At 68.2% G+C, this 18,059-nt stretch carries 20 protein-coding genes; 11 read left to right on the forward strand and 9 right to left on the reverse strand.

What is annotated here, in order from left to right:
• The 7 genes from Q1K70_RS01170 to Q1K70_RS01200 form a co-directional block, all read right to left on the reverse strand.
• Window positions 1-514 (reverse strand): methionyl-tRNA formyltransferase (locus Q1K70_RS01170; RefSeq protein ID WP_300154584.1); only part of this gene is annotated, 514 nt, incomplete at its 3' end.
• An 8-nt stretch (window positions 515-522) separates the two neighbouring features.
• Window positions 523-1,053 carry a peptide deformylase gene (def, locus tag Q1K70_RS01175; RefSeq protein WP_300154587.1) on the reverse strand — a complete coding sequence of 177 codons (531 nt, stop codon included), beginning with the start codon at window positions 1,051-1,053 and terminating at the stop codon, window positions 523-525.
• A 4-nt stretch (window positions 1,054-1,057) separates the two neighbouring features.
• Entirely contained in the window at window positions 1,058-2,863 is a 1,806-nt protein-coding gene (gene aspS / locus Q1K70_RS01180) for an aspartate--tRNA ligase (RefSeq protein ID WP_300154590.1), read from the reverse strand.
• Window positions 2,864-2,960: 97 nt separating this feature from the next.
• On the reverse strand, window positions 2,961-4,226 hold the full coding sequence (gene hisS / locus Q1K70_RS01185) for a histidine--tRNA ligase (protein ID WP_300154592.1): 1,266 nt from the start codon (window positions 4,224-4,226) through the stop codon (window positions 2,961-2,963).
• A gap of 91 nt (window positions 4,227-4,317) precedes the next feature.
• Window positions 4,318-5,049 (reverse strand): class I SAM-dependent methyltransferase, encoded by a 732-nt coding sequence (locus tag Q1K70_RS01190; RefSeq protein WP_300154595.1) that lies wholly within the window; start codon window positions 5,047-5,049, stop codon window positions 4,318-4,320.
• A gap of 136 nt (window positions 5,050-5,185) precedes the next feature.
• Window positions 5,186-5,593 (reverse strand): hypothetical protein, encoded by a 408-nt coding sequence (locus Q1K70_RS01195; protein ID WP_300154598.1) that lies wholly within the window; start codon window positions 5,591-5,593, stop codon window positions 5,186-5,188.
• 86 nt (window positions 5,594-5,679) lie between these two features.
• Complete coding sequence (locus tag Q1K70_RS01200; RefSeq protein ID WP_300154600.1) at window positions 5,680-6,420, reverse strand: hypothetical protein; 741 nt, start codon at window positions 6,418-6,420, stop codon at window positions 5,680-5,682.
• Between the two features lie 129 nt (window positions 6,421-6,549).
• On the opposite strand from Q1K70_RS01200, the gene Q1K70_RS01205 reads away from it, so the two are divergent.
• From Q1K70_RS01205 to Q1K70_RS01220, 4 genes are all read left to right on the forward strand, one after another.
• Window positions 6,550-7,836: a GGDEF domain-containing protein gene (locus tag Q1K70_RS01205; protein WP_300154602.1), complete on the forward strand. Its 1,287-nt coding sequence runs from the start codon at window positions 6,550-6,552 to the stop codon at window positions 7,834-7,836.
• A gap of 9 nt (window positions 7,837-7,845) precedes the next feature.
• Window positions 7,846-8,310, forward strand: a complete 465-nt coding sequence (locus Q1K70_RS01210) for an AsnC family transcriptional regulator (RefSeq protein ID WP_300154605.1) — start codon at window positions 7,846-7,848, stop codon at window positions 8,308-8,310.
• Window positions 8,311-8,421: 111 nt separating this feature from the next.
• Window positions 8,422-8,856: a thioredoxin domain-containing protein gene (locus Q1K70_RS01215; protein ID WP_300154607.1), complete on the forward strand. Its 435-nt coding sequence runs from the start codon at window positions 8,422-8,424 to the stop codon at window positions 8,854-8,856.
• Window positions 8,857-8,898: 42 nt separating this feature from the next.
• Complete coding sequence (locus Q1K70_RS01220; RefSeq protein WP_300154609.1) at window positions 8,899-9,684, forward strand: nitroreductase family protein; 786 nt, start codon at window positions 8,899-8,901, stop codon at window positions 9,682-9,684.
• Between the two features lie 69 nt (window positions 9,685-9,753).
• On the opposite strand, the gene Q1K70_RS01225 is transcribed toward Q1K70_RS01220, so the two are convergent.
• Both Q1K70_RS01225 and Q1K70_RS01230 read right to left on the reverse strand, forming a co-directional pair.
• On the reverse strand, window positions 9,754-10,629 hold the full coding sequence (locus Q1K70_RS01225) for a C45 family peptidase (RefSeq protein WP_300154611.1): 876 nt from the start codon (window positions 10,627-10,629) through the stop codon (window positions 9,754-9,756).
• Window positions 10,599-10,769, reverse strand: a complete 171-nt coding sequence (locus Q1K70_RS01230; RefSeq protein ID WP_300154614.1) for a FeoB-associated Cys-rich membrane protein — start codon at window positions 10,767-10,769, stop codon at window positions 10,599-10,601. The genes Q1K70_RS01225 and Q1K70_RS01230 overlap by 31 nt, the downstream gene beginning before the upstream one ends.
• 141 nt (window positions 10,770-10,910) lie before the next feature.
• On the opposite strand from Q1K70_RS01230, the gene Q1K70_RS01235 reads away from it, so the two are divergent.
• The 7 genes from Q1K70_RS01235 to Q1K70_RS01265 all read left to right on the forward strand — a co-directional run bounded on the left by Q1K70_RS01235 (window position 10,911) and on the right by Q1K70_RS01265 (window position 17,975).
• Window positions 10,911-11,780, forward strand: coding sequence for a universal stress protein (locus Q1K70_RS01235; protein WP_300154618.1), 870 nt, complete (start codon window positions 10,911-10,913; stop codon window positions 11,778-11,780).
• A gap of 18 nt (window positions 11,781-11,798) precedes the next feature.
• Window positions 11,799-12,062: a hypothetical protein gene (locus Q1K70_RS01240; RefSeq protein WP_300154621.1), complete on the forward strand. Its 264-nt coding sequence runs from the start codon at window positions 11,799-11,801 to the stop codon at window positions 12,060-12,062.
• 187 nt (window positions 12,063-12,249) lie between these two features.
• Window positions 12,250-12,525: a CD3324 family protein gene (locus Q1K70_RS01245; protein WP_300154624.1), complete on the forward strand. Its 276-nt coding sequence runs from the start codon at window positions 12,250-12,252 to the stop codon at window positions 12,523-12,525.
• 150 nt (window positions 12,526-12,675) lie between these two features.
• On the forward strand, window positions 12,676-13,386 hold the full coding sequence (locus Q1K70_RS01250) for a methyltransferase domain-containing protein (RefSeq protein WP_300154627.1): 711 nt from the start codon (window positions 12,676-12,678) through the stop codon (window positions 13,384-13,386).
• Between the two features lie 232 nt (window positions 13,387-13,618).
• Window positions 13,619-14,842, forward strand: a complete 1,224-nt coding sequence (locus tag Q1K70_RS01255; RefSeq protein WP_300154630.1) for a sodium:calcium antiporter — start codon at window positions 13,619-13,621, stop codon at window positions 14,840-14,842.
• 82 nt (window positions 14,843-14,924) lie between these two features.
• The gene (locus Q1K70_RS01260; protein WP_300154633.1) at window positions 14,925-15,593 is read left to right on the forward strand and encodes a TRIC cation channel family protein; all 669 of its coding nucleotides are present in this window, start codon (window positions 14,925-14,927) and stop codon (window positions 15,591-15,593) included.
• Between the two features lie 717 nt (window positions 15,594-16,310).
• Complete coding sequence (locus Q1K70_RS01265) at window positions 16,311-17,975, forward strand: methyl-accepting chemotaxis protein (RefSeq protein ID WP_300154636.1); 1,665 nt, start codon at window positions 16,311-16,313, stop codon at window positions 17,973-17,975.
• Window positions 17,976-18,059 lie beyond the last annotated feature (84 nt).

Genomic DNA, 18,059 nt, shown 5'->3' on the forward strand with positions numbered 1-18,059 from the left:
GCAGCCGGCCGCCGAGGTCGGCCAGCTCGGCCCGCAGCGTGCCGGCGGTGTCGGATTGGCCGATGGCCAGCACGCGCTGCATGATCATGGGGCCGGCGTCCAGCGCCGCCACCATGCGCATGATGGTCACGCCCGTAAGCGTGTCCCCGGCGGCGATGGCCCGCTCGATGGGCGCGGCCCCGCGCCAGGCCGGCAGCAGCGAGGCGTGGACATTCAGGGGCATGAGCCTTGGCACGTCGAGGACGGCCTGGGGCAGGATCATGCCGTAGGCGGCCACGAGCAGGACGTCCGGGGCGTAGGCGGCCAGCCGCTCCACCTCGGCCGGGTCCTTGAAGGTCTCGGGCTGGTGGATGGGCAGGCCTTTTTCCAGGGCCAGCGTCTTGACCGCGCCGGGCTGGCACTTCTTGCCCCGGCCGCAGGGGCGGTCGGGCTGCGTGTAGACTGCGGCCACGGTTACGTCGTCGCTTGCGAGCACGTGCTCGAGCACGGTCGCCGCGAACTGCGGCGTGCCCATGAAGACGGCTACGAGCCGGTCCGGTCCGGTTGTTCCTGCTGCTGCCTGGTCCATCGCTTCACCCGCTTGTCGTACATGGCGCGCTTGAGCCGGCTGATCCGGTCGATGAAAAGCACGCCGTCGAGGTGGTCGATCTCGTGCTGGAGGCAGACGGCGAACAGGGCGTCGGCCTCGATCTCAAGGGTCTTGCCGTCCAGGTCCAGGGCCGTGACGGTCACGTTGGCCGCCCGGCGCACGTTGGTTCGGTAGTCCCGCACCGAGAGGCAGCCCTCCTCGTCTTCCTGTTCGCCGCTGGCGGCGGTGACGACGGGGTTGACCAGGGTGACGAGCCCTTCGCGCTTCTCCGGCCCGGACAGGTCGATGACCACGAGGCGTAGCGACCGCCCGACCTGGGGCGCGGCCAGGCCGACGCCCTGGTTGGCGTACATGGCTTCGGCCATATCCGCGGCGAGCTGCCGGATCTCCGGCGTGATCTCCGTTACCGGCGCGGCTTTCCTCGCCAGCACCGGATGCGGGTATTTCAGTATTTCAAGGGACATGATTTCAGGCTTTATCCTTGTCCTTGTCCCGCGTGCGCAGCTTGATCCCAAGCTCCCGCAACTGGGCGAGAGAGACTTCCCCCGGCGCTTCGGTAAGGAGGCACATGGCCTTCTGGGTCTTGGGAAACGCGATGACGTCGCGGATGGATTTCGCGCCGGCAAGGATCATGATAAGGCGGTCCAAGCCAAAGGCAATGCCGCCGTGGGGCGGCGCGCCGAACTCCAGGGCGCGCAGCAGGAAGCCGAACTTGTCCTCGGCCTCCTGGTCCTCGATGCCGAGCGCCGCGAACATGGCCTTTTGCGTCTCGCGGTCGTGGATGCGGATGGAGCCGCCGCCGATCTCGCTGCCATTGAGCACGAGGTCGTAGGCGCGCGACAGGGCCCCGGCCGGGTCGCCAGTCAGCTTCTCCAGGTGGCCGGCCTGGGGCGCGGTGAAGGGGTGGTGCCTGGCGGCGTAGCGCTTGTTTTCCGGGTCGTATTCGAGCAGCGGAAAGTCGGTGACCCACACCGGGGCGAACACGCCCTCGGGAATGAGGCCGAAGCGTTCGCCGAGCTGGAGGCGCAGGTAGCCGAGGGCGGTGTTGACCATGTCCGCGGCGCCGGCCTGGAAGAAGACGATGTCCCCGGGCTCCAGGCCGAAGGCGGAGACGAGCCCGGCCCGCTCCTCGTCGGAGAGGAACTTGGCGAAGGGCGACTGCCACTCGTCTTCCTTGATCTTGATCCAGGCCAGGCCCTTGGCCCCGTAAATCTTGACGAATTCCGTCAGGTCGTCGATCTCCTTGCGCGAGAGCGCCCCGCCGCCGGGCACGCGCACGCCCTTGACCAGCTCGGCCTTGGCGAAGACCTGGAACTGGCTTTGGCGTACGACCTCCGTGACGTCCACGAGCTTCAGGTCGAAGCGCACGTCGGGCTTGTCCAGGCCGTAGTCGCGCATGGCCTCGGCGAAGGTCATGCGCGGGAAGACCTCGGGCAGGGCCACGCCGGCGGCTTCCTTGAACATGGTGCGCACCATGTTCTCGGCCAGGCCCATGATCTGCTCCTCGTCCACGAAGCTCATCTCGATGTCGACCTGGGTGAATTCCGGCTGGCGGTCGGCGCGCAGGTCCTCGTCGCGGAAGCATTTGACCACCTGGTAGTAGCGGTCGAAGCCGGACATCATGAGCAGCTGCTTGAAGAGCTGGGGCGACTGGGGCAGGGCGTAGAACGCGCCGTTGCTCAGGCGGCTCGGCACCAGGAAATCGCGCGCGCCCTCGGGCGTGGATTTCGTCAGCACCGGGGTTTCCACTTCGAGGAATCCCAGGCCGTCCAGGTAGCGGCGGATGCTCTGCACGGCGCGGTTTCGAAGCAAAAAGTTGGCGGCGAGCTTGGGCCGGCGCAGGTCCAGGTAGCGGTATTTGAGCCGCAGCATCTCCGAGGCGTCGATGCGGTCCTCGATGGGGAAGGGCGGGGTGGCGGCGGTATTCAAGAGCTTGAACTCCGTCACCTCCACCTCGACCTCGCCCGTGGCCATGTTGGGGTTGGCCATGCCCTCGGGGCGGGGGCGCACGCGGCCCTTGACCGCCAGCACGTATTCCACGCGCAGCACGTGGGCCCGTTCCAGGGCTTCCTCGCTCCCCTCGGGGCAGAACACGGTCTGGGTCAGGCCGCCGCGGTCGCGCAGGTCGATGAAGATCAGGCCGCCGTGGTCGCGGCGGAACTGGGCCCAGCCCATCAGGCACACGTCGCTGCCGACGTCCGAGGCCCGAAGCGCCCCGCAATCGTGGCTGCGCCGCCAGTCGTCCAGCCTGTCGAGGACAAGCGTCTCGCTCATGGAGTCATCCTTTTTTCAAAAACTGCGTTCCCCCCTTGCGGGGGGCTCGGGGGGGATCATCCCCCCCGATGGGGGTGTGGGGGCGACGCCCCCGCTCTTATTCTTCTTTCGCTTCTTCCAGCCGGGCGCGCAGGAAGGCGGCCAGCATGTCCTGGCTTACGGTCTCCTGGCCGCCGTCGCGCATGTCCTTGGCCACCACCGTGCCGGCGGCGAGCTCTTCCGTGCCGAGCACGAGGCAGAACCGCGCGCCGGACTTGTCCGCGGCGCGCATCTGGCTCTTGGCGCTCTTGGCGGCGAAGGGGGCCTCGCCGCCAAAGCCGGCGAGGCGCAGTTCCTGGGCCAGCAGCAGGCCGCGCGACAGCCCGGCCGCGTCGAGCACGGCCAGGAAGAAGTCCGGCGCGGCTTCCAGGTCCTTTTTGACCAGCAGGGCCAGGCGCTCCATGCCGCAGGCGAAGCCCACACCCGGCACGTCCGGACCGCCGAGCGAAGCGACCAGGCCGTCGTAGCGTCCGCCGCCGGCCACCGAGGACTGGGCCCCGATGTCGCCGGAGACGATCTCGAAAGTGGTGCGCACGTAGTAGTCCAGGCCCCGCACCAGCCGGGGGTTGAGCACGTAGGGCAGGCCGGCCGCGTCGAGCACGCCCGTGACCACGGCGAAGTGCTCGGCGCACTCCGGGCAGAGGTGGTCGGTGATCTTGGGCGCGTCGGCCGTGAACTCCTTGCACTGGGGCACCTTGCAGTCCAGCACGCGAAGCGGGTTGGTGAGCTTTCTGCGCATGCAGTCCTCACACAATTGCTCCTTGTGCATGCCCTTTAGAAATTCGCGCAGCGTGTCCAGAAAGATCGGCCGGCACTCCCGGCAGCCCAGGGAATTGAGCTCCACCGTGAGGCTTTCCAGGCCCAGGGCCCGCAGGTACTGGTCGAGCATGAGCAGAACCTCGGCGTCGAGCAGGGGGTCGGGCGAACCCACTGCCTCGACGTCGATCTGGTGGAACTGGCGCATGCGGCCTTTCTGCGGCCGTTCGTAGCGGAACATGGGGCCGTGGGCGAAGTACTTCTGCAGGCTTTCGCCGGCGCGCTTGTCCTCGATGAGCGCCCGCATGACCCCGGCCGTGGCTTCGGGGCGCAGGGTCAGGGAGCGGCCCTTGCGGTCCGGGAAGGTGTACATCTCCTTTTGCACCACGTCGGTCTCCTCGCCGATGGAGCGGGCGAAGAGCTCGGTGCGTTCGAGCACCGGCACGCGCAGTTCCCTGTAGCCGTAGCGGGAGAACACGTCGCGGGCGGTGCGCTCGATGAAGGAGAAGACGCCGGAATCCGGCGGAAAGAGATCGGCGAAGCCTTTTATCTTCTGTATTTTTTCCATGGGGCGTGGTCCGGGGGCGGCAAGCGGCCGCGTCGTTTGAAAAGACGCATGAGCGTAGACGAGACGGCCCTTGTTGTCAAAAGGCGCGCCGTCAGCCCAGGCAGGCTTTGGCCTTGAAGGCGGGCAGGGGCGTCATGATCGGCGCGTCGGTCAGGCAGACGTCGGCGGCGCAAAACGCGCCCACGGGCGAGGACAGGATGGCGCTGTTGATCTGCCGCCAGGGGCCGGCCTCGCGCCAGCTGGCCTTGGGGCCGAGCAGCACGGACCGGGTGCGGCAGGGACGGCGGCCGAGCGAGGTCCGCAGCAAGCGGCCCATGCCCCAGGGCGTGAACCACCTGGCCTGGCGCAGCGGTCCGCGGGTGTGGCCCGGGAAAAGCCGCATGGTGAGGCCATAGCAGGAAAAGCGGTTGAGGTAGCCCACGAGCAGGGCCTTGCGCGCCACGCGCGCCGCCTCGCGCAGCACCAGCCCCGGGTCGGGGCAGAATTCCAGCACGGTCAGCAGCACGCAGAAATCGAATTCGTTGTCGTCGAAGGGCAGGTGGCCGCCGTCGCCGAGGTGCAGGTCGGCCCGCTCGCCCATGCGCCGCCGGGCCGCCTCGAGCATGGCCGGCGAGGCGTCGAGCCCGGCCACGTCGAAGCCCGCGCCGTGTAGCACGTCGAGGAAGATGCCCGTGCCGCAGCCGACTTCCAGCAGCCGCTGGCCGCGCCTGGGCCAGCCGGACGTCATGCGCTCGAGCAGCCGTATCTCGCGCGTCAGGGCGAAGGCCCCGGGCGGGGTCTCGAACCAGGCGTCGTAGCGCCTGGCGGTTTCGCTGTCCCACATGGATGCTCCGGGCCGCGGGGCGGCGCTCCCTCCCACGAAAGTCCGCCTCGGGCGGCCGGGGCCGCCGCGGGCGGTTTCGGGGAGCGATAGCAGAAAACGGGGTGCGTTGGCAAAAGCCCCCGCCCCCGGCCCCGGGCTACTGGCGCAGCATGGGGTGCAGCTTGTCGCGGCCGGCGTAGCCGTGCCAGACACGGCCGTCCTTGACGACGTAGGAGCTCGGCTCGGTGTCGCTGGTCATGCGGTCGCCGTCGATGGTGAAGGCCATCCAGCCCTTATGCTCCTCCAGGGTCTTGCCATCGCGCCATTCGTAGTAGACCGCGTACTTGCCGCCCTTTTCGACCAGGCAATACTTGTAGGAATTCGGCCGGTTGTATTCCGAGGGCCGGGAGCGCATCCAGCAGCCCACGAGCAGGGGATTGGGCGGATTCACGACCCGGGCGTAGACCGTGGGCTCGCCGGCCGTTTCCGGACGGGAAGCGGCGGAGCTGGCGCAGCCGGCGAGGGCGAGCAGCAAAAGGGCCGCGACCAGGGAAAAGCGTCGCATGGGAACTCCTTGGGGCTTGGGGTTGCCGTGGGATCGGGATCGCATCGTTTCCGGTAGCCGCGCCGCCAAGGGGCGTCAACGCGGCCTCAGCGTCCGGGCCCGGGTTGCGTCGGCCCGAAGTTGGGGCCGGGCTGCCTGATCGCGCCTGGTCCGGGCTGGGTCGGGCCGAAGTTCGCCCCGGGCTGGCGCACGGCCCCCGGCCCGGGTTGCGTCGGCCCGAAATTGGCTCCCGGCTGGCGTACGACCATGGGCCCGGGCTGGCCCGGCCCGAAGTTCGGGCCGGGTTGGCGGGGCGCTCCGGGGACCACGCCCACCGGGCCGACAGGACCCGGACCGACCATGGGACCCGGTCCGACAACGGGACCAGGCCTGCGGCCGGGGTAGGGGCCGGGGTAGGCGCCCGGACCGACCCAGGGGCCGATTCCGACCGAGACGCCCACGCCCGGGCCGGGGTAGGCGGGGTAGGGGTACGGGCCGTAGGCCGGAGAGGGATAGCCCGGATAATAGCCGGGGTAATACGGATAGGCCGGGTATGGATAGGCCGGGTAGGGGTAGGCCGGGTAGGGCGGGTAATAGGCCGGTCCGGGGGCCACGACCACGGGCCAGGGCCAGGGACCCACGGGCGGTCGGAGGCCGGGCCCGCGCCAGGGGCCGGGCACGGGGCCCATGGGCCTTGGCCCGACGAACGGCCCCGCCACGGGGCCCACGGGCCGGGGGCCGAAGGCCGGTCCGCCGGGGCGCGGCTGGGACTGGCCGGGGCGCACGTCGGCGACAAGGGCCAGGAAAAGCAGAAGCAGTAGGCAAAGGGCCGGGCGAAATCGCTGCATGGCCGCCTCCAGGGCTTCGAGGAAGACGTTTTGCCTTCCTACCGGAACATACCCATTGCGGCGGCGATGACAAGGGGGGCCAGACCCCGTATCGTCGTGGCCGAAGCTGTCTTTTTGCCGGAGGCGTCGATGGAAGAGCATGGCAGGGGAGGCTACGCCCTGGTGGCCGAGGCCGACCCCTGGGCGCGGGATCTGCTCGAGGGCCTGTTGCGGCCGCGCTGTTCCCGGGTGGTCGCGGCCGACACCTACGAGGCGGCCGCCCGGGCGGCGGCGCGCCAGACGCCGGACGTGGCCCTGGTGGCGGCGGATCTGCCCGGCGGGGCGGCCGCCCTGGTGGCCGCGTTGCGCGAGCCCGGCCGGCGCGTGCCGGTCTTTCTCACGGGGACGGCCGCGGACATCCGCCGGCTGCTCGAGACCGTGTCCCTGCCCGGGGTGCGTCTGGCCCAGCGGCCCTTCGACCCGGCCGCCCTGGGCGAGGCCCTGGACGAGGCCCTGGAGGCGGCGGGCTTGAAACGCCGCCTGGAGGACGCCTGGGAGCTGACCCACCGGCTCCTGGACGACATGCCCCAGCCGGCGGCCATCATGCAGGGGGCGCGGGTGCTCGGCATCAACCGGGCCTGGCTGCGTTTTTTGGGTCTGGCCTCGCGCCAGGAGTTCGTGGCCCGGGGGTTGTCCCTGGAGCAGTTCCTGGCCGATCCGCCGCCCGAGGAGGGCCTGGCCGCCTGGGCCTGCCGGCTGGCCGACGATCCGCTGGACCGCGAGCACCGGCTGCGCCTGACGCATCCCGACCGTCCCGGCCAGCCGCCCCACGTGTTCCAGGTGGCGGTGACGCGCCTGCCCGGGCCGTCGCGCTGCCTGCTGACCCTGGCCGACGTGACCGAGCTCGAACTGGAGCGGCGCGAGCTCCTCGACCTGGCCAACCTCGACCCCCTGACCCGGGCGCTCAACCGCCGCAAGCTGGCCGAGGTCCTGGCCGAAGAGGCGTCGCGGGCGTCGCGCTACGGCGCGCCCTTGTCGGCGGTGCTGCTGGACATCGACCACTTCAAGGCCATAAACGACACCCACGGCCACGACGCCGGCGACGCCGTCCTGGTGGAGCTGGCGGCGCGCCTGCGGTCCCGGCTGCGCAAGGTGGACCGGCTGGCCCGGTTCGGCGGCGAGGAGTTCGTGGTCGTGGCTCCGGGGATCGATCTGGAGCAGGCGGCCGAGCTGGCCGAGCGGCTGCGCCTGGCCGTGGCCGGCGAGGACTTCGCCGCCGCCGGCCGGGTGACGGCGAGCTTCGGCGTGGCCCGGCACCTTTCCGGCGAAGCCCCGGAGGCGATGCTCTCCCGGGCCGACAAGGCGCTCTACCGGGCCAAGTCCGGGGGCAGGAACAGGGTGGAGCGCGAGGCCTCCCCCCCAAACGCAGCAATATAGGCGGGAACCATGGACGCCACGGACAAGCGCATTCTCGACATCATCCAGACGGGGTTTCCCATAGCGCCCCGCCCCTACGCCGTGGTCGGCGAACAGGTGGGCCTCACCGAAGCCGAAACCCTGGCCCGGGTGCGGGCGCTGAAGGGCAAGGGCATCATCCGCCGCATCGGGGCCAACTTCCAGTCGGCCAAGATCGGCTTCTTCTCGACCCTTTGCGCCGCCTCGGCCCCGCAGGACAAGCGCGAGGCCTTCATAGCCGCGGTCAACGCCCACCCCGGCGTGACCCACAACTACCTGCGCGACCATCCCCTCAACATCTGGTTCACCATGATCGGCCCCTCCCGGGAGGCCATCGCCGAGGGCCTGGCGGAGATCACGCGCCAGACCGGCATTTCCATCCTCAACCTGCCGGCGGACCGCCTGTTCAAGATACGGGTGGACTTCGCCATGAGCGAGGGCGACGCGTCGGCATAGAAAAGGCGGCGGGGACGAGGCATTGCCTTTGGGCCAACCATGGCTATGTCTTAAGGTGCGAAAACACCGGCTTGGGCGAACACGCGCCCGTCGAAACGGAGAGAATACGCCATGCCCGATGCCATCCATGCGGTCTGTCCCAAGTGCCTTGCCGTCAACCGCGTGCTGACCAGCCGCCTGGACAGCGGGCCGGTGTGCGGCAAGTGCCGGACCCCCGTCCTCGCTCCCCATCCCGTGCACCTGACCGCCGCCAACTTCGACACGTTTCTGGCCAAGAGCGACCTGCCCGTCTTGGTCGACTTCTGGGCCCCCTGGTGCGCCCCCTGCCGGGCCATGGCCCCGGCCTTCGACCAGGCGGCGGCCATGCTCCATCCCCGGGTCATCCTGGCCAAGTGCGACACCCAGGAAGAGCTGGCCATCGCCGACCGCATGCACATCCAAGGCGTGCCCACCATGGCGCTGTTCGTCGGCGGCCGGGAGAAGGCCCGCATTTCCGGGGCCAGGAGCGCCGCCGAACTCGTGTCCTGGACGCGTCAGAACCTGTAGGGAAACGGCGCGATGCCGCCGGGGAGGGAGGCCATGCCGCCCGTGACGATCGATCGCGAGCGCTGCGCCCGGGATGGGCTGTGCGTGCTGGAATGCCCGTTGTCGCTGCTCGAAACCGACGCCGAGGGCTTTCCTGTGCCCGGCCCGCGCCTGGAGGAGGCCTGCATCGGCTGCGGGCACTGCCTGGCCGTATGCCCCAAGGGCTGCCTGCGCCTGGGCGAGGTCGACCGGTCGGACCTGCCCGCCGCGCCGCCGGCCCCGGACGTCCCGCCCGAGGCCCTGGTCGGCGTCATGACCACCCGGCGCTCGGTGCGCAATTTTTCCGACCGTCCCGTGCCGCGCCCGGTGCTCGAGGCCTGCCTGGAGGCGGCGCGGTACGCGCCTTCGGCCCTCAACCTGCGGCCGGCGCAATTCCTCGTCATCCAGGACGCCTCGGCCATACGGGACCTGGCCGCCGGCTGCGCCGCCTTCCTGCGGGCCACCGGCCGCAGCCCCGATTTCCTGCGGGCCTACGACGCCGGCCGCGACGGCATCCTGCGTCGCGCCCCCTGCCTGGTCGTGGCCCACGCCCCGGCCGACGCGCCCATCCCGCCGGCCACGGACTGCGTCATCGCCCTGTCCCACTTCGAGCTGGCCGCCCATTTCCTGGGTCTTGGCGCCTGTTGGGCCGGTATCCTGCGACACGTGGCCTCGGTGGACCAGGCGGTGCGGGAGCGCCTCGCCCTGCCGGACGGCCACGAGATGTACGGCGGGCTCATGCTCGGCTACCCGCGCTTTTCGCTCACGCGCCTGCCGCCGCGCCTGCCGTTGCGGGTGACCTGGCGCTAGGGCGGCCTCTTCCTCGACTGACGAATATTGCCCTGGAAATGCGTCTGCGCGGATTTCGAGAGCCCGACGTCAGCGTTTGGCGAAAGCCGCCGCGTCGAGGACGACCGTTTGGACGCGCTCGGGCGCGTCCGGGTCCAGGGTGCGCAGGGAAAGCGTCCCCGTCCCCTCGGGCGGCATGGCCACGGCGAAGACGGCCATGGTGTGCACGGAGGCGGGCCTGCTTCCCGTGCGAAAGACGCTGTCGTCCGGCCCGGAGGCCCGGTCGTGCGACAGGGCCAGCATGGCTTCCAGGCCGGCCGGCTTCTCCACGGTTTCAAGAAGCTGTTCGATGCGCCCCGCCCGGGTCCGGCTCGACGCCCCGACGGTCTTGTTGGCGTCGGCCAGGGACGGTTCGAGATAGTGGTTGGTCTGGCGCAACGCGCCGCGCGCCGTGTGCGTGACGGCGAACCGGCCGCCCGGGGCGGTCTCGATGCGGGCGATCTCGTGGCGGTCGGCCAGCATGAAAAAACACGGCTTGGCCTGGGCGAAGAGGTCGACGCGGGTCACGGCCTCGGCCACGCTGCCGCACTCGGTGAGCAGCCGGCGCAGGATGCCGCCCATGCCCCGCTCGGCCTTGCGCTCCTCGCGGGGAATGCTCGCCGCCGTGGCCGTGACGGCCGAGAGCCCGGCCTCGTTGACCCCGGCCTTGAGGCCCGAGGCGGCGTCGCCTGTGGCGAAAAGCCCGAGGTAGCGGTAGCCGCCCTTGGGGGTGGCCAGCCTGAGCTCCTGGGTCTGATTGGGCCGCCAGTCCCGATTCTTGACCAGTATGGTGCCGCCGCCGGCCACTTCCGGGCCGGCCAGGCCGAAAAGCGTGCAGGCCCCGGCCGGGTTGGCGGCGAGGCCAAGCCAGCCGGCGAGGAGCAGCGACAGGCCGATTACAAGGGCTTTTGTCCTTCGCCGCAGCATGCGCCCTTCCTTTCCGGCGTGTCGCAGCCGCCGCTGCCGCAGCCGCACCCGCAGCCGGTGGTTCCCTTCTTGAAGAAGAAACGCCGGATGACGTATCCGGCCGCCAGGGCGATGATAAGGAAAACGATGAGCTTGTCCACGTGGGGCTCCTTGAAAATGAAAATCACGATCGAAGTGAAGAATAATCCCTTTCCAAGTTCGCGCAAGTTGTTTTATCGTCATAAAAAACAAACCCCTCGAACCCGGCCCTGCCGTCTGCCCGGGGAGTAAGGACGCCACTCATGGACAAGCACCTGCTCGTGGCCGTCAGCGACGAGTTTCATACCTCGCAAAGCCTGCGCTTCGTGCACCATTTCTTCACGGCGCGCGAGTCGCTCAAGCTGACGCTTTTCTACGTCGTGCCCCGGCGGCCGGATTGGCGGCTCGACCCCATCAACCTGGAGGCCAATCCCGAGGCCATCGTCCACATCGAGGAAGACAAGGCCGTGCACGGCGTGCCGGCCATGGAAAAGGCCAAGCAGTGGCTCTACGACATGGGGTTCGCGAGAGATCAGGTGCAGGTCAAGTTTTCCAAGGGCAAGCTCGGCACGGTCAAGGAGATCATCAAGGAATCCGAGGAAGGGCTCTACGACGCCGCGGTGCTGGGGCGGCGAGGGCTTTCCTGGTTCGAGGAGATGGTCACGGACAGCGTGTCCCACCGCATCCTGTGGGAGCAGCTGACCTTCCCCATCTGGATCTGCCGTAACCCGGAGAAGGACCGCCGCAACGTGCTGGTGTGCGTGGACGGCTCCGAGGAGTGCATGCGCGTGGCCGACCACGTGGGCTACATCCTGCGCAACGAACCCGGCCACGACGTCACGCTCCTGCACGTGTGCGCCGACGACCGCTGCATCGACGCCGAAGAGATCTTCGGCCGGGCCCTGGCCGAGATCAAGGGCAACGACATCGAGGACGAGCGCATCTCCATCAAGGTGCTCACCTCGTCCAATCCGGCCAAGACCATCCTGCACGAGGCCCAGGCCCGCCGCTACGCCGCCGTGGCCATCGGCCGCACGAGCCACAGGCCCTCGACCCTCAAGCACATCTTCGCCACCACGAGTCTCAAGATCCTGCGGGGCATCGAGGGCGCGGCGCTTTGGCTTTGCAAGTGACCGGACAAGGAGGCTGACATGGCGTCTGGCGTTTGGGACGGCCTGGACAAGGAGCGCGTGTCGCGCGGCATGGTCACGGCCTTTCTCTCCGACGAGTACCTGGAGGTCCTGGCGGCGATCAACAACGCCGAGACGTCGGCCGAGATCGAGGCGGCCCGGGCCCGGGTCAAGGAGCTCATGGCGCTTTGGCGCGAGGAAGTGCCGGAGTTCGCCTTCGCCGTGGACGTGCTGTACCTTTTTTCCGAGAAGATCTCGCAGCAGCTTTCCGACCAGTCCGGCTAGGCCCGGCTCCCGGGCGGCATTGACGCCCGGGCCAGGGCCGGTATAAGGGCCCGAAAAAAAGAGAGGTTTTTTTGCAAAACACATCGCCGATGGATCTTGTGCCGCATGCCTAGCAAAGGCTGCCGCAGACGTTGAAAGGAAACGGGGTAGCCTTTGCTCGATCCTGAAATCCATTTCGGGAGGGAGCATGATGGCTTATACAAAAGCAAGCGAGGTGCTGCCCGCGCAGCTGCTTGAAGCGATACAGAAGCATATCGACGGCGCGTATCTGTACATTCCCCGCAAGGAGGAGAACAGGAGGCGCTGGGGCGAGGGCAACGACGCCAAGGCGCTGTTGCGGCGTCGAAACGCCGTGATCCGCGACAAATACCGGCGCGGTGTGCCCGTGGACGAGATCGCCGCGTCCCACTGCCTGTCGCCGAAAACCGTCTACAAGATCCTCGCCTCCGCCAGGAGCCGCTAGATCGCCAGCCAAGCCCGCCCTGCCCCAGGGCGGGCTTGGCTGGCCGCCCCCGGCTTGTCGCCACTTCGCTTGGCAAGGGGAAAGGAGGTTTCCCCGGCCGCCGCCCCTGTTTATCGTCCGCCCCGAAACGCAACGACACGGGAGGACGCCATGGAAGAACACATCACCAGCGCCTTTTTCGACCCCGCCTTCGTGAAACGGAACCTGATGGGGCCCAACTGCCTGCTTCTGGCCGAGGAGTTCCTCGGCAGGATCGACCTCGCCGACGCCGGGCGCGTGCTGGACCTCGGCTGCGGCACCGGGCTCACCTCCATGTACCTGGCCTCGCGCCTGAGCGCGCGCATCGTGGGCTACGACCTGTGGATCGACGCCACGGACAACTTCGAACGGCTGCGCCGGCACGGCTTCGACGACCGCGTCATGCCCGTGCACGGCGACGTGGACGCCATGCCCTTCGCCAGGGGCTACTTCGACGCCCTGGTCTGCATCGACGCCTACCACCACTTCGGGGCCAGGGAGGGCTTCCTGGAGACGGCGCTCGCGCCGTTCCTGAGGCCGGGCGGCCTGTTCGCCATCGTGGTCCCGGGGCTCAAGAAGGACTTCGACGCCGGCGTTCCCGAGGAGATGCGCCCCTTCTGGCAGGAAGACATGAACATGTACTCCGCCGTCTGGTGGGCGGACCTCATCGGCCGCTCGCCGGCCGTGCGGCTCGAGGAGGTCTTCTCCCTGGCCTGCCACGACCGGGCCTGGCGGGAGTGGCTCAGCTGCGACCATCCCTACGCCGTGCGCGACCGGGACATGATGCGCGCCGAGGCCGGCCAGTATTTCGACACCATCGGCCTGGTCGCCAGGGTCGTGTGACGCCCCGGCGGCGCAAGCGGCTATGGCCCGGCTAGGGCTTGACGCGCCGGGCGATCCGGCCTATCTTGAAATTTCCAAAGGGGAGTAGCTGTTCCGGACAGGGTCAACATCCCTGCGGCGATGTCGCCGCCTGGCCCTGTCGTCGGTCCCTCGGAGCCGATCGGCAAGACCTTTGGCATGCATGCGCGTGCCGAGGTCTTTTTTTTATCGGCCGCCAAACCGAGGAGAGCACATGCGAAGACTTCTTCCCCTGTGGCTGGCCGTGGCCGCCTGCCTGCCCGGCCTGGCCGTTTCCCTGCTCGCCGTGCCCATGACGCCGCCGGCCGCCGCCGGTCTGTCCGGCCTGGCCATCCTGGGCGCGTCTTTCCTGCTCCTTTGGGCCTGCGACGTGGCCCAAAACGACATCCCGCAAGCCCTGGCCCTGGCCGTGGTGGCGCTCATCGCCGTGCTGCCGGAATACGCCGTGGACATGTACTTCACCTGGATGGCCGGCAAGCATCCCGAGTCCGAATACGTCCACTACGCCATCGCCAACATGACCGGAGCCAACCGGCTGCTCATCGGCGTGGCCTGGACGGCCGTGGCCGGGGTGGTCTGGTGGCGCACCCGCCAGCCGGTCGTGCTGGAGCCGGCCCGGCGCACGGAAGTGCTCTTTCTGGGCCTGGCCACGGCCTACGCCCTGAGCATCCCCCTGTCCGGGACCCTGACCTGGGTGGACGGCGCGGTCCTCATCGGGCTCTACGTGGTCTATATCGCCATCGCCGCCCGGCGCGAGTGCGAGGAGCCCGAACTGGAGGGCGTAGCCGCCTGCCTGGCCAGGCTCGCGGCCGGCCGCCGCCGCCTGGCCACGGCCGGCCTGTTCCTCTTCGCCGCCGGGGTCATCGTGGCCAACGCCGAACATTTCAGCGAAGGCCTGGTGGCCACGGGCCGGCTCATCGGCGTGAGCGAATTCCTGCTCGTGCAGTGGCTGGCCCCCATCGCCTCGGAAGCCCCGGAATTTATCGTGGCCATCATGTTCGCCCTGCGCGGCATGGCCGGCATGGCGCTTGGCAGCCTCATCTCCTCCAAGCTCAACCAGTGGACGCTGCTGGTGGGCATGATTCCCGGCGTCTACGGCGTGTCCGCCGGCTCGTTTGCCGCGCCCATGCCCCTGGACGCGGCGCAGATGCACGAGATCCTGCTCACCGCCGCCCAGTCGCTTTTGGCCGTGGGCCTGCTGGCCGGCCTGCGCCTGGACATCCGGGGGGCGATGCTCCTCTTCGGCCTTTTCTGCGGCCAGTTCCTGGCCCCGGCCGTGCCCGACGCCGTCTGGCGGTTGTTGCCCGGCCACGTGAGCGGCGCGCAGGTGCACTTTTTCTTCACCTTCCTGTATGTGGGTGTCTTCGTCCTGATGCTGCCGCGCATCGCCCCCCAGCTCGTCGCCCTGGTCCGCCCCGAAGGCCGGCGCGACGCTTGACGTCGGGCGTCGCCGGCCCTATGTGAGCCGCCCGCCCCGGACCCGGTCCGGGGCGGGCACGCCCGAAGCGGAGGCCCGCGCCATGCCCCAGCAAGGTTTCGAACTGCCCCTTTTCCTGGACCTGTTCGCCGTGTTCCTCATGGCCGCAACCGGAGCCATCGAAGCCATCCGACGGGAATTCGACCTGGTCGGGCTCCTGGGTCTTTCCCTGGCCACGGGCGTGGGCGGGGCGCTGATTCGCGACGGCATCTTTCTCCAGGCCGGCGTGCCGGCCGTGGTGCGCAACCAGGACTACCTGCTGGCCGTGGCCGCGGCGGCGGCCGCCTGCCTGATCTTCGGCCGACGGGCCGTGCTGTCCGACAAGCTCGTGGCCGTGGTGGACGCCGCGGCGCTCGGGGCTTACGCCGTGGTCGGCATGGAGAAGTCCCTGGCCTTCGGCCTGGACTTCGCCCCGGCGGTGCTGGTCGGCACGGTCAACGCCTGCGGCGGGGGACTTCTGCGCGACGTGCTCACCCGCGAGGCCCCGCTGGTCTTTCGGCCCGGGCAGTTCTACGCCTTCGCCGCCCTCATCGGCTGCCTGACCTATCCCCTCCTGCGTCAAAGCGACGCCCTGCCGCCCCTGGCCGCCGCCCTGGGGGCCATAGGCGTCACCTTCCTCCTGCGCATGCTGGCCATCACCCGCAACTGGCGCACCACGGCCGTGCGCGACTCGGGCCTGTTCGGCCGGCGGCGCAACCCGCCCGTGGCCTAGGGCCGCGTCCGCGGAATACGCGCCTGCGTATTCCAGGGACAACGTGCTTCAGGAACTCTGTTCTTCTAAAAAATACGGTCGTATTTTTAGGGCCGCTGGGACGTTTCCCGCCGGTCGCCACGAAGTCCCAGTCCGGCCTCGCCGCAAATCCCGTCCGTTGCCCTTGCGCACAGGGGGGGGCGCGGCGCATTTTGCGCTCCGCAAAACGGGGCATCGATATTCTCCCGCCTATCCGCTTGAACCTGGCCTCGGCCCCGGTTTCCGCCGCATTCCGGGCCGGCGTCCGTGGGCGAACGTCCCGTTTCGCTCTTGGCATCATGCTGCAACACGGGCGCTCCTTGTTTGTCGGACAAGGAGACGGGCTGCTCGTGCCCATCGGGCGATGCTGGAAGGGCGACAGGGTGTTCCCGCCGTCGGAAAGGCGGCGAGGAGGGCTCGGGCATTTCTACTTGACGACATCAAGGCAAGGGAGAATACTTATTAAAGTATCCTGTGCCAGGTTTCCGGCCCTTACAGCAGGGCGTTTGCTTTGAGGATGTCGTTTGAGACGGGTGCTGCTGCGAGTTCAATAGGTGAAACGCGCTTGGCTTTCCCTCTGTAAAGAGCATGGCCGAAGGGGCGTCTCGCTATAGATAGGCGGCCATGTTTTGGTGAATCTATATTTATGTCTACGTAACATCTTGAAAGTGGAGGTGCCCCATGCAATGGTTCAATGACATGAAAGTCGGCACGAAACTCATCTTGTCATTTATTGTCATGGCGATCTTAACAATGGTTGTTGGGTATTACGGCATTACAAAAATGTCGCTCATCAATGATATGGGGGATAAAATATACCAGAAAGAATTGCTTGGTGTTTCTTATATCAAAGAAGCTAACATTGATCTTCTGTATATAGACAGGACGGTGCGGGGGTTTCTCCTCGCTTATTCTGCGGAAGATCGGGATAAATATTTAGAAAATTTAAGTCGATACGAAAAGATGTATGCGGATAACCTGGAAAAGGCAAAACCGCTGTTGTATACGGAAAAAGGAAAGCAACTACTGGAAAAACTCAATACGGCCTGGAATGAATACAGACCTTTGATCTCCAAGATCATCGACCTCGGCAAGGTCGATGCCTTGCAGGAGAAGCGCGCATCCGTGGAACTGTCCATGAATGCCGGCAGGCAAAAAAGCCAGGTCGTGGACGACCTGCTGTCGGAACTCAGTGAGCTCAAGCAAGCCAACGCCAAGGAATTTTCCGAGGAAACGACGAGGATTTATGAAACCAGCCGGACACTGGTGATCGGCGTGGCCGCGGCGAGCGTGCTGCTGGGCCTGGGCCTGGGCCTGCTGATCGCGCGCGGCATCAGCCGGCCCCTGGGCGACGCCGTGGCCTTCGCCGACGCCCTGGCCGTGGGCGATCTGGGCAAGAGCCTGGACGTGGCCCGCAAGGACGAGGTGGGCATGCTGGCCGAATCCCTGCTCCGGGTGGCCACCGCCGAAAAGGGCGTGGCCGAGACCGTGGGCAAGCTGGCCCTGGGCGAGCTCGAGGTGGCCGTCGCGCCGCGCTCCCAGGCCGACACCATGCTGCAATCCCTGGGCGCGCTGGTCGCCGCCGACCGCAAGGTGGTGGAAATGGCCAGAAAGCTCTCCGAGGGCGACCTGGACGTCGAGGTCGCCTCCCGTTCCGAGAGCGACCAGCTCATGCAGGCCCTGTCGGAAATGGTGGCCCGGCTCACGGAAGTGGTCCAGGAGGTCCAGTCCGGGGCCGAGAACGTGGCCACGGGCTCCGAGGAACTGTCCGCCTCCTCCGAGACGCTTTCCCAGGGCGCCAGCGAACAGGCCTCGTCCGTGGAGGAAAGCTCCTCCTCCATGGAGGAGATGACCTCCTCCATCCAGCAGAACGCGGACAACGCCCTGCAGACGGAAACGCTCGCCCGCAAGGCCGCCGAAGGGGCCAAGCGTTCGGGAACGGCCATGACCAACACCGTCAAGGCCATGCGCGACATCGCCTCCAAGATCTCCGTCATCGAGGAGATCGCCCGCCAGACCGACCTGCTGGCCTTAAACGCCGCCGTGGAGGCGGCCCGGGCCGGCGAGCACGGGCGCGGCTTCGCCGTGGTCGCCTCGGAGGTGCGAAAGCTCGCCGAACGCAGCCAGGCCGCGGCCTCGGAGATCACCGGCATCTCCCGCAGCAGCACCCAGGTGGCCCAGCGGGCCGGGGAACTGCTCTCCAAGCTCGTGCCCGACATCCAGCGCACGGCCGACCTCATCCAGGAGATCAGCGCCTCCAGCCAGGAGCAGAGCCAGGGCGCGGTCCAGGTCAACACCGCCCTGCAGCAGCTCGACCTGGTCATCCAGCAAAACGACTCGGCTTACGAGGAGCTGGCTTCCTAGGCCGAGGAACTTTAGGCCCAGGCCGAGCAGCTGCAAGCCAGCGTGAGCTTCTTCCGGATGCCCGGGACCCATGCCGCGCCGCCT

Source organism: Solidesulfovibrio sp., from assembly GCF_029978005.1.
Classification (GTDB): Bacteria; Desulfobacterota; Desulfovibrionia; order Desulfovibrionales; family Desulfovibrionaceae; genus Solidesulfovibrio.

Coding starts and splice junctions, on each gene's coding strand:
- def (WP_300154587.1), bottom strand. CDS start 1,053: ATGTCCCTTGAAATACTGAAATACCCGCATCCGGTGCTGGCGAGGAAA.
- aspS (WP_300154590.1), bottom strand. CDS start 2,863: ATGAGCGAGACGCTTGTCCTCGACAGGCTGGACGACTGGCGGCGCAGC.
- hisS (WP_300154592.1), bottom strand. CDS start 4,226: ATGGAAAAAATACAGAAGATAAAAGGCTTCGCCGATCTCTTTCCGCCG.
- Q1K70_RS01190 (WP_300154595.1), bottom strand. CDS start 5,049: ATGTGGGACAGCGAAACCGCCAGGCGCTACGACGCCTGGTTCGAGACC.
- Q1K70_RS01195 (WP_300154598.1), bottom strand. CDS start 5,593: ATGCGACGCTTTTCCCTGGTCGCGGCCCTTTTGCTGCTCGCCCTCGCC.
- Q1K70_RS01200 (WP_300154600.1), bottom strand. CDS start 6,420: ATGCAGCGATTTCGCCCGGCCCTTTGCCTACTGCTTCTGCTTTTCCTG.
- Q1K70_RS01205 (WP_300154602.1), top strand. CDS start 6,550: ATGGAAGAGCATGGCAGGGGAGGCTACGCCCTGGTGGCCGAGGCCGAC.
- Q1K70_RS01210 (WP_300154605.1), top strand. CDS start 7,846: ATGGACGCCACGGACAAGCGCATTCTCGACATCATCCAGACGGGGTTT.
- Q1K70_RS01215 (WP_300154607.1), top strand. CDS start 8,422: ATGCCCGATGCCATCCATGCGGTCTGTCCCAAGTGCCTTGCCGTCAAC.
- Q1K70_RS01225 (WP_300154611.1), bottom strand. CDS start 10,629: ATGCTGCGGCGAAGGACAAAAGCCCTTGTAATCGGCCTGTCGCTGCTC.
- Q1K70_RS01235 (WP_300154618.1), top strand. CDS start 10,911: ATGGACAAGCACCTGCTCGTGGCCGTCAGCGACGAGTTTCATACCTCG.
- Q1K70_RS01240 (WP_300154621.1), top strand. CDS start 11,799: ATGGCGTCTGGCGTTTGGGACGGCCTGGACAAGGAGCGCGTGTCGCGC.
- Q1K70_RS01245 (WP_300154624.1), top strand. CDS start 12,250: ATGATGGCTTATACAAAAGCAAGCGAGGTGCTGCCCGCGCAGCTGCTT.
- Q1K70_RS01250 (WP_300154627.1), top strand. CDS start 12,676: ATGGAAGAACACATCACCAGCGCCTTTTTCGACCCCGCCTTCGTGAAA.
- Q1K70_RS01255 (WP_300154630.1), top strand. CDS start 13,619: ATGCGAAGACTTCTTCCCCTGTGGCTGGCCGTGGCCGCCTGCCTGCCC.
- Q1K70_RS01260 (WP_300154633.1), top strand. CDS start 14,925: ATGCCCCAGCAAGGTTTCGAACTGCCCCTTTTCCTGGACCTGTTCGCC.
- Q1K70_RS01265 (WP_300154636.1), top strand. CDS start 16,311: ATGAAAGTCGGCACGAAACTCATCTTGTCATTTATTGTCATGGCGATC.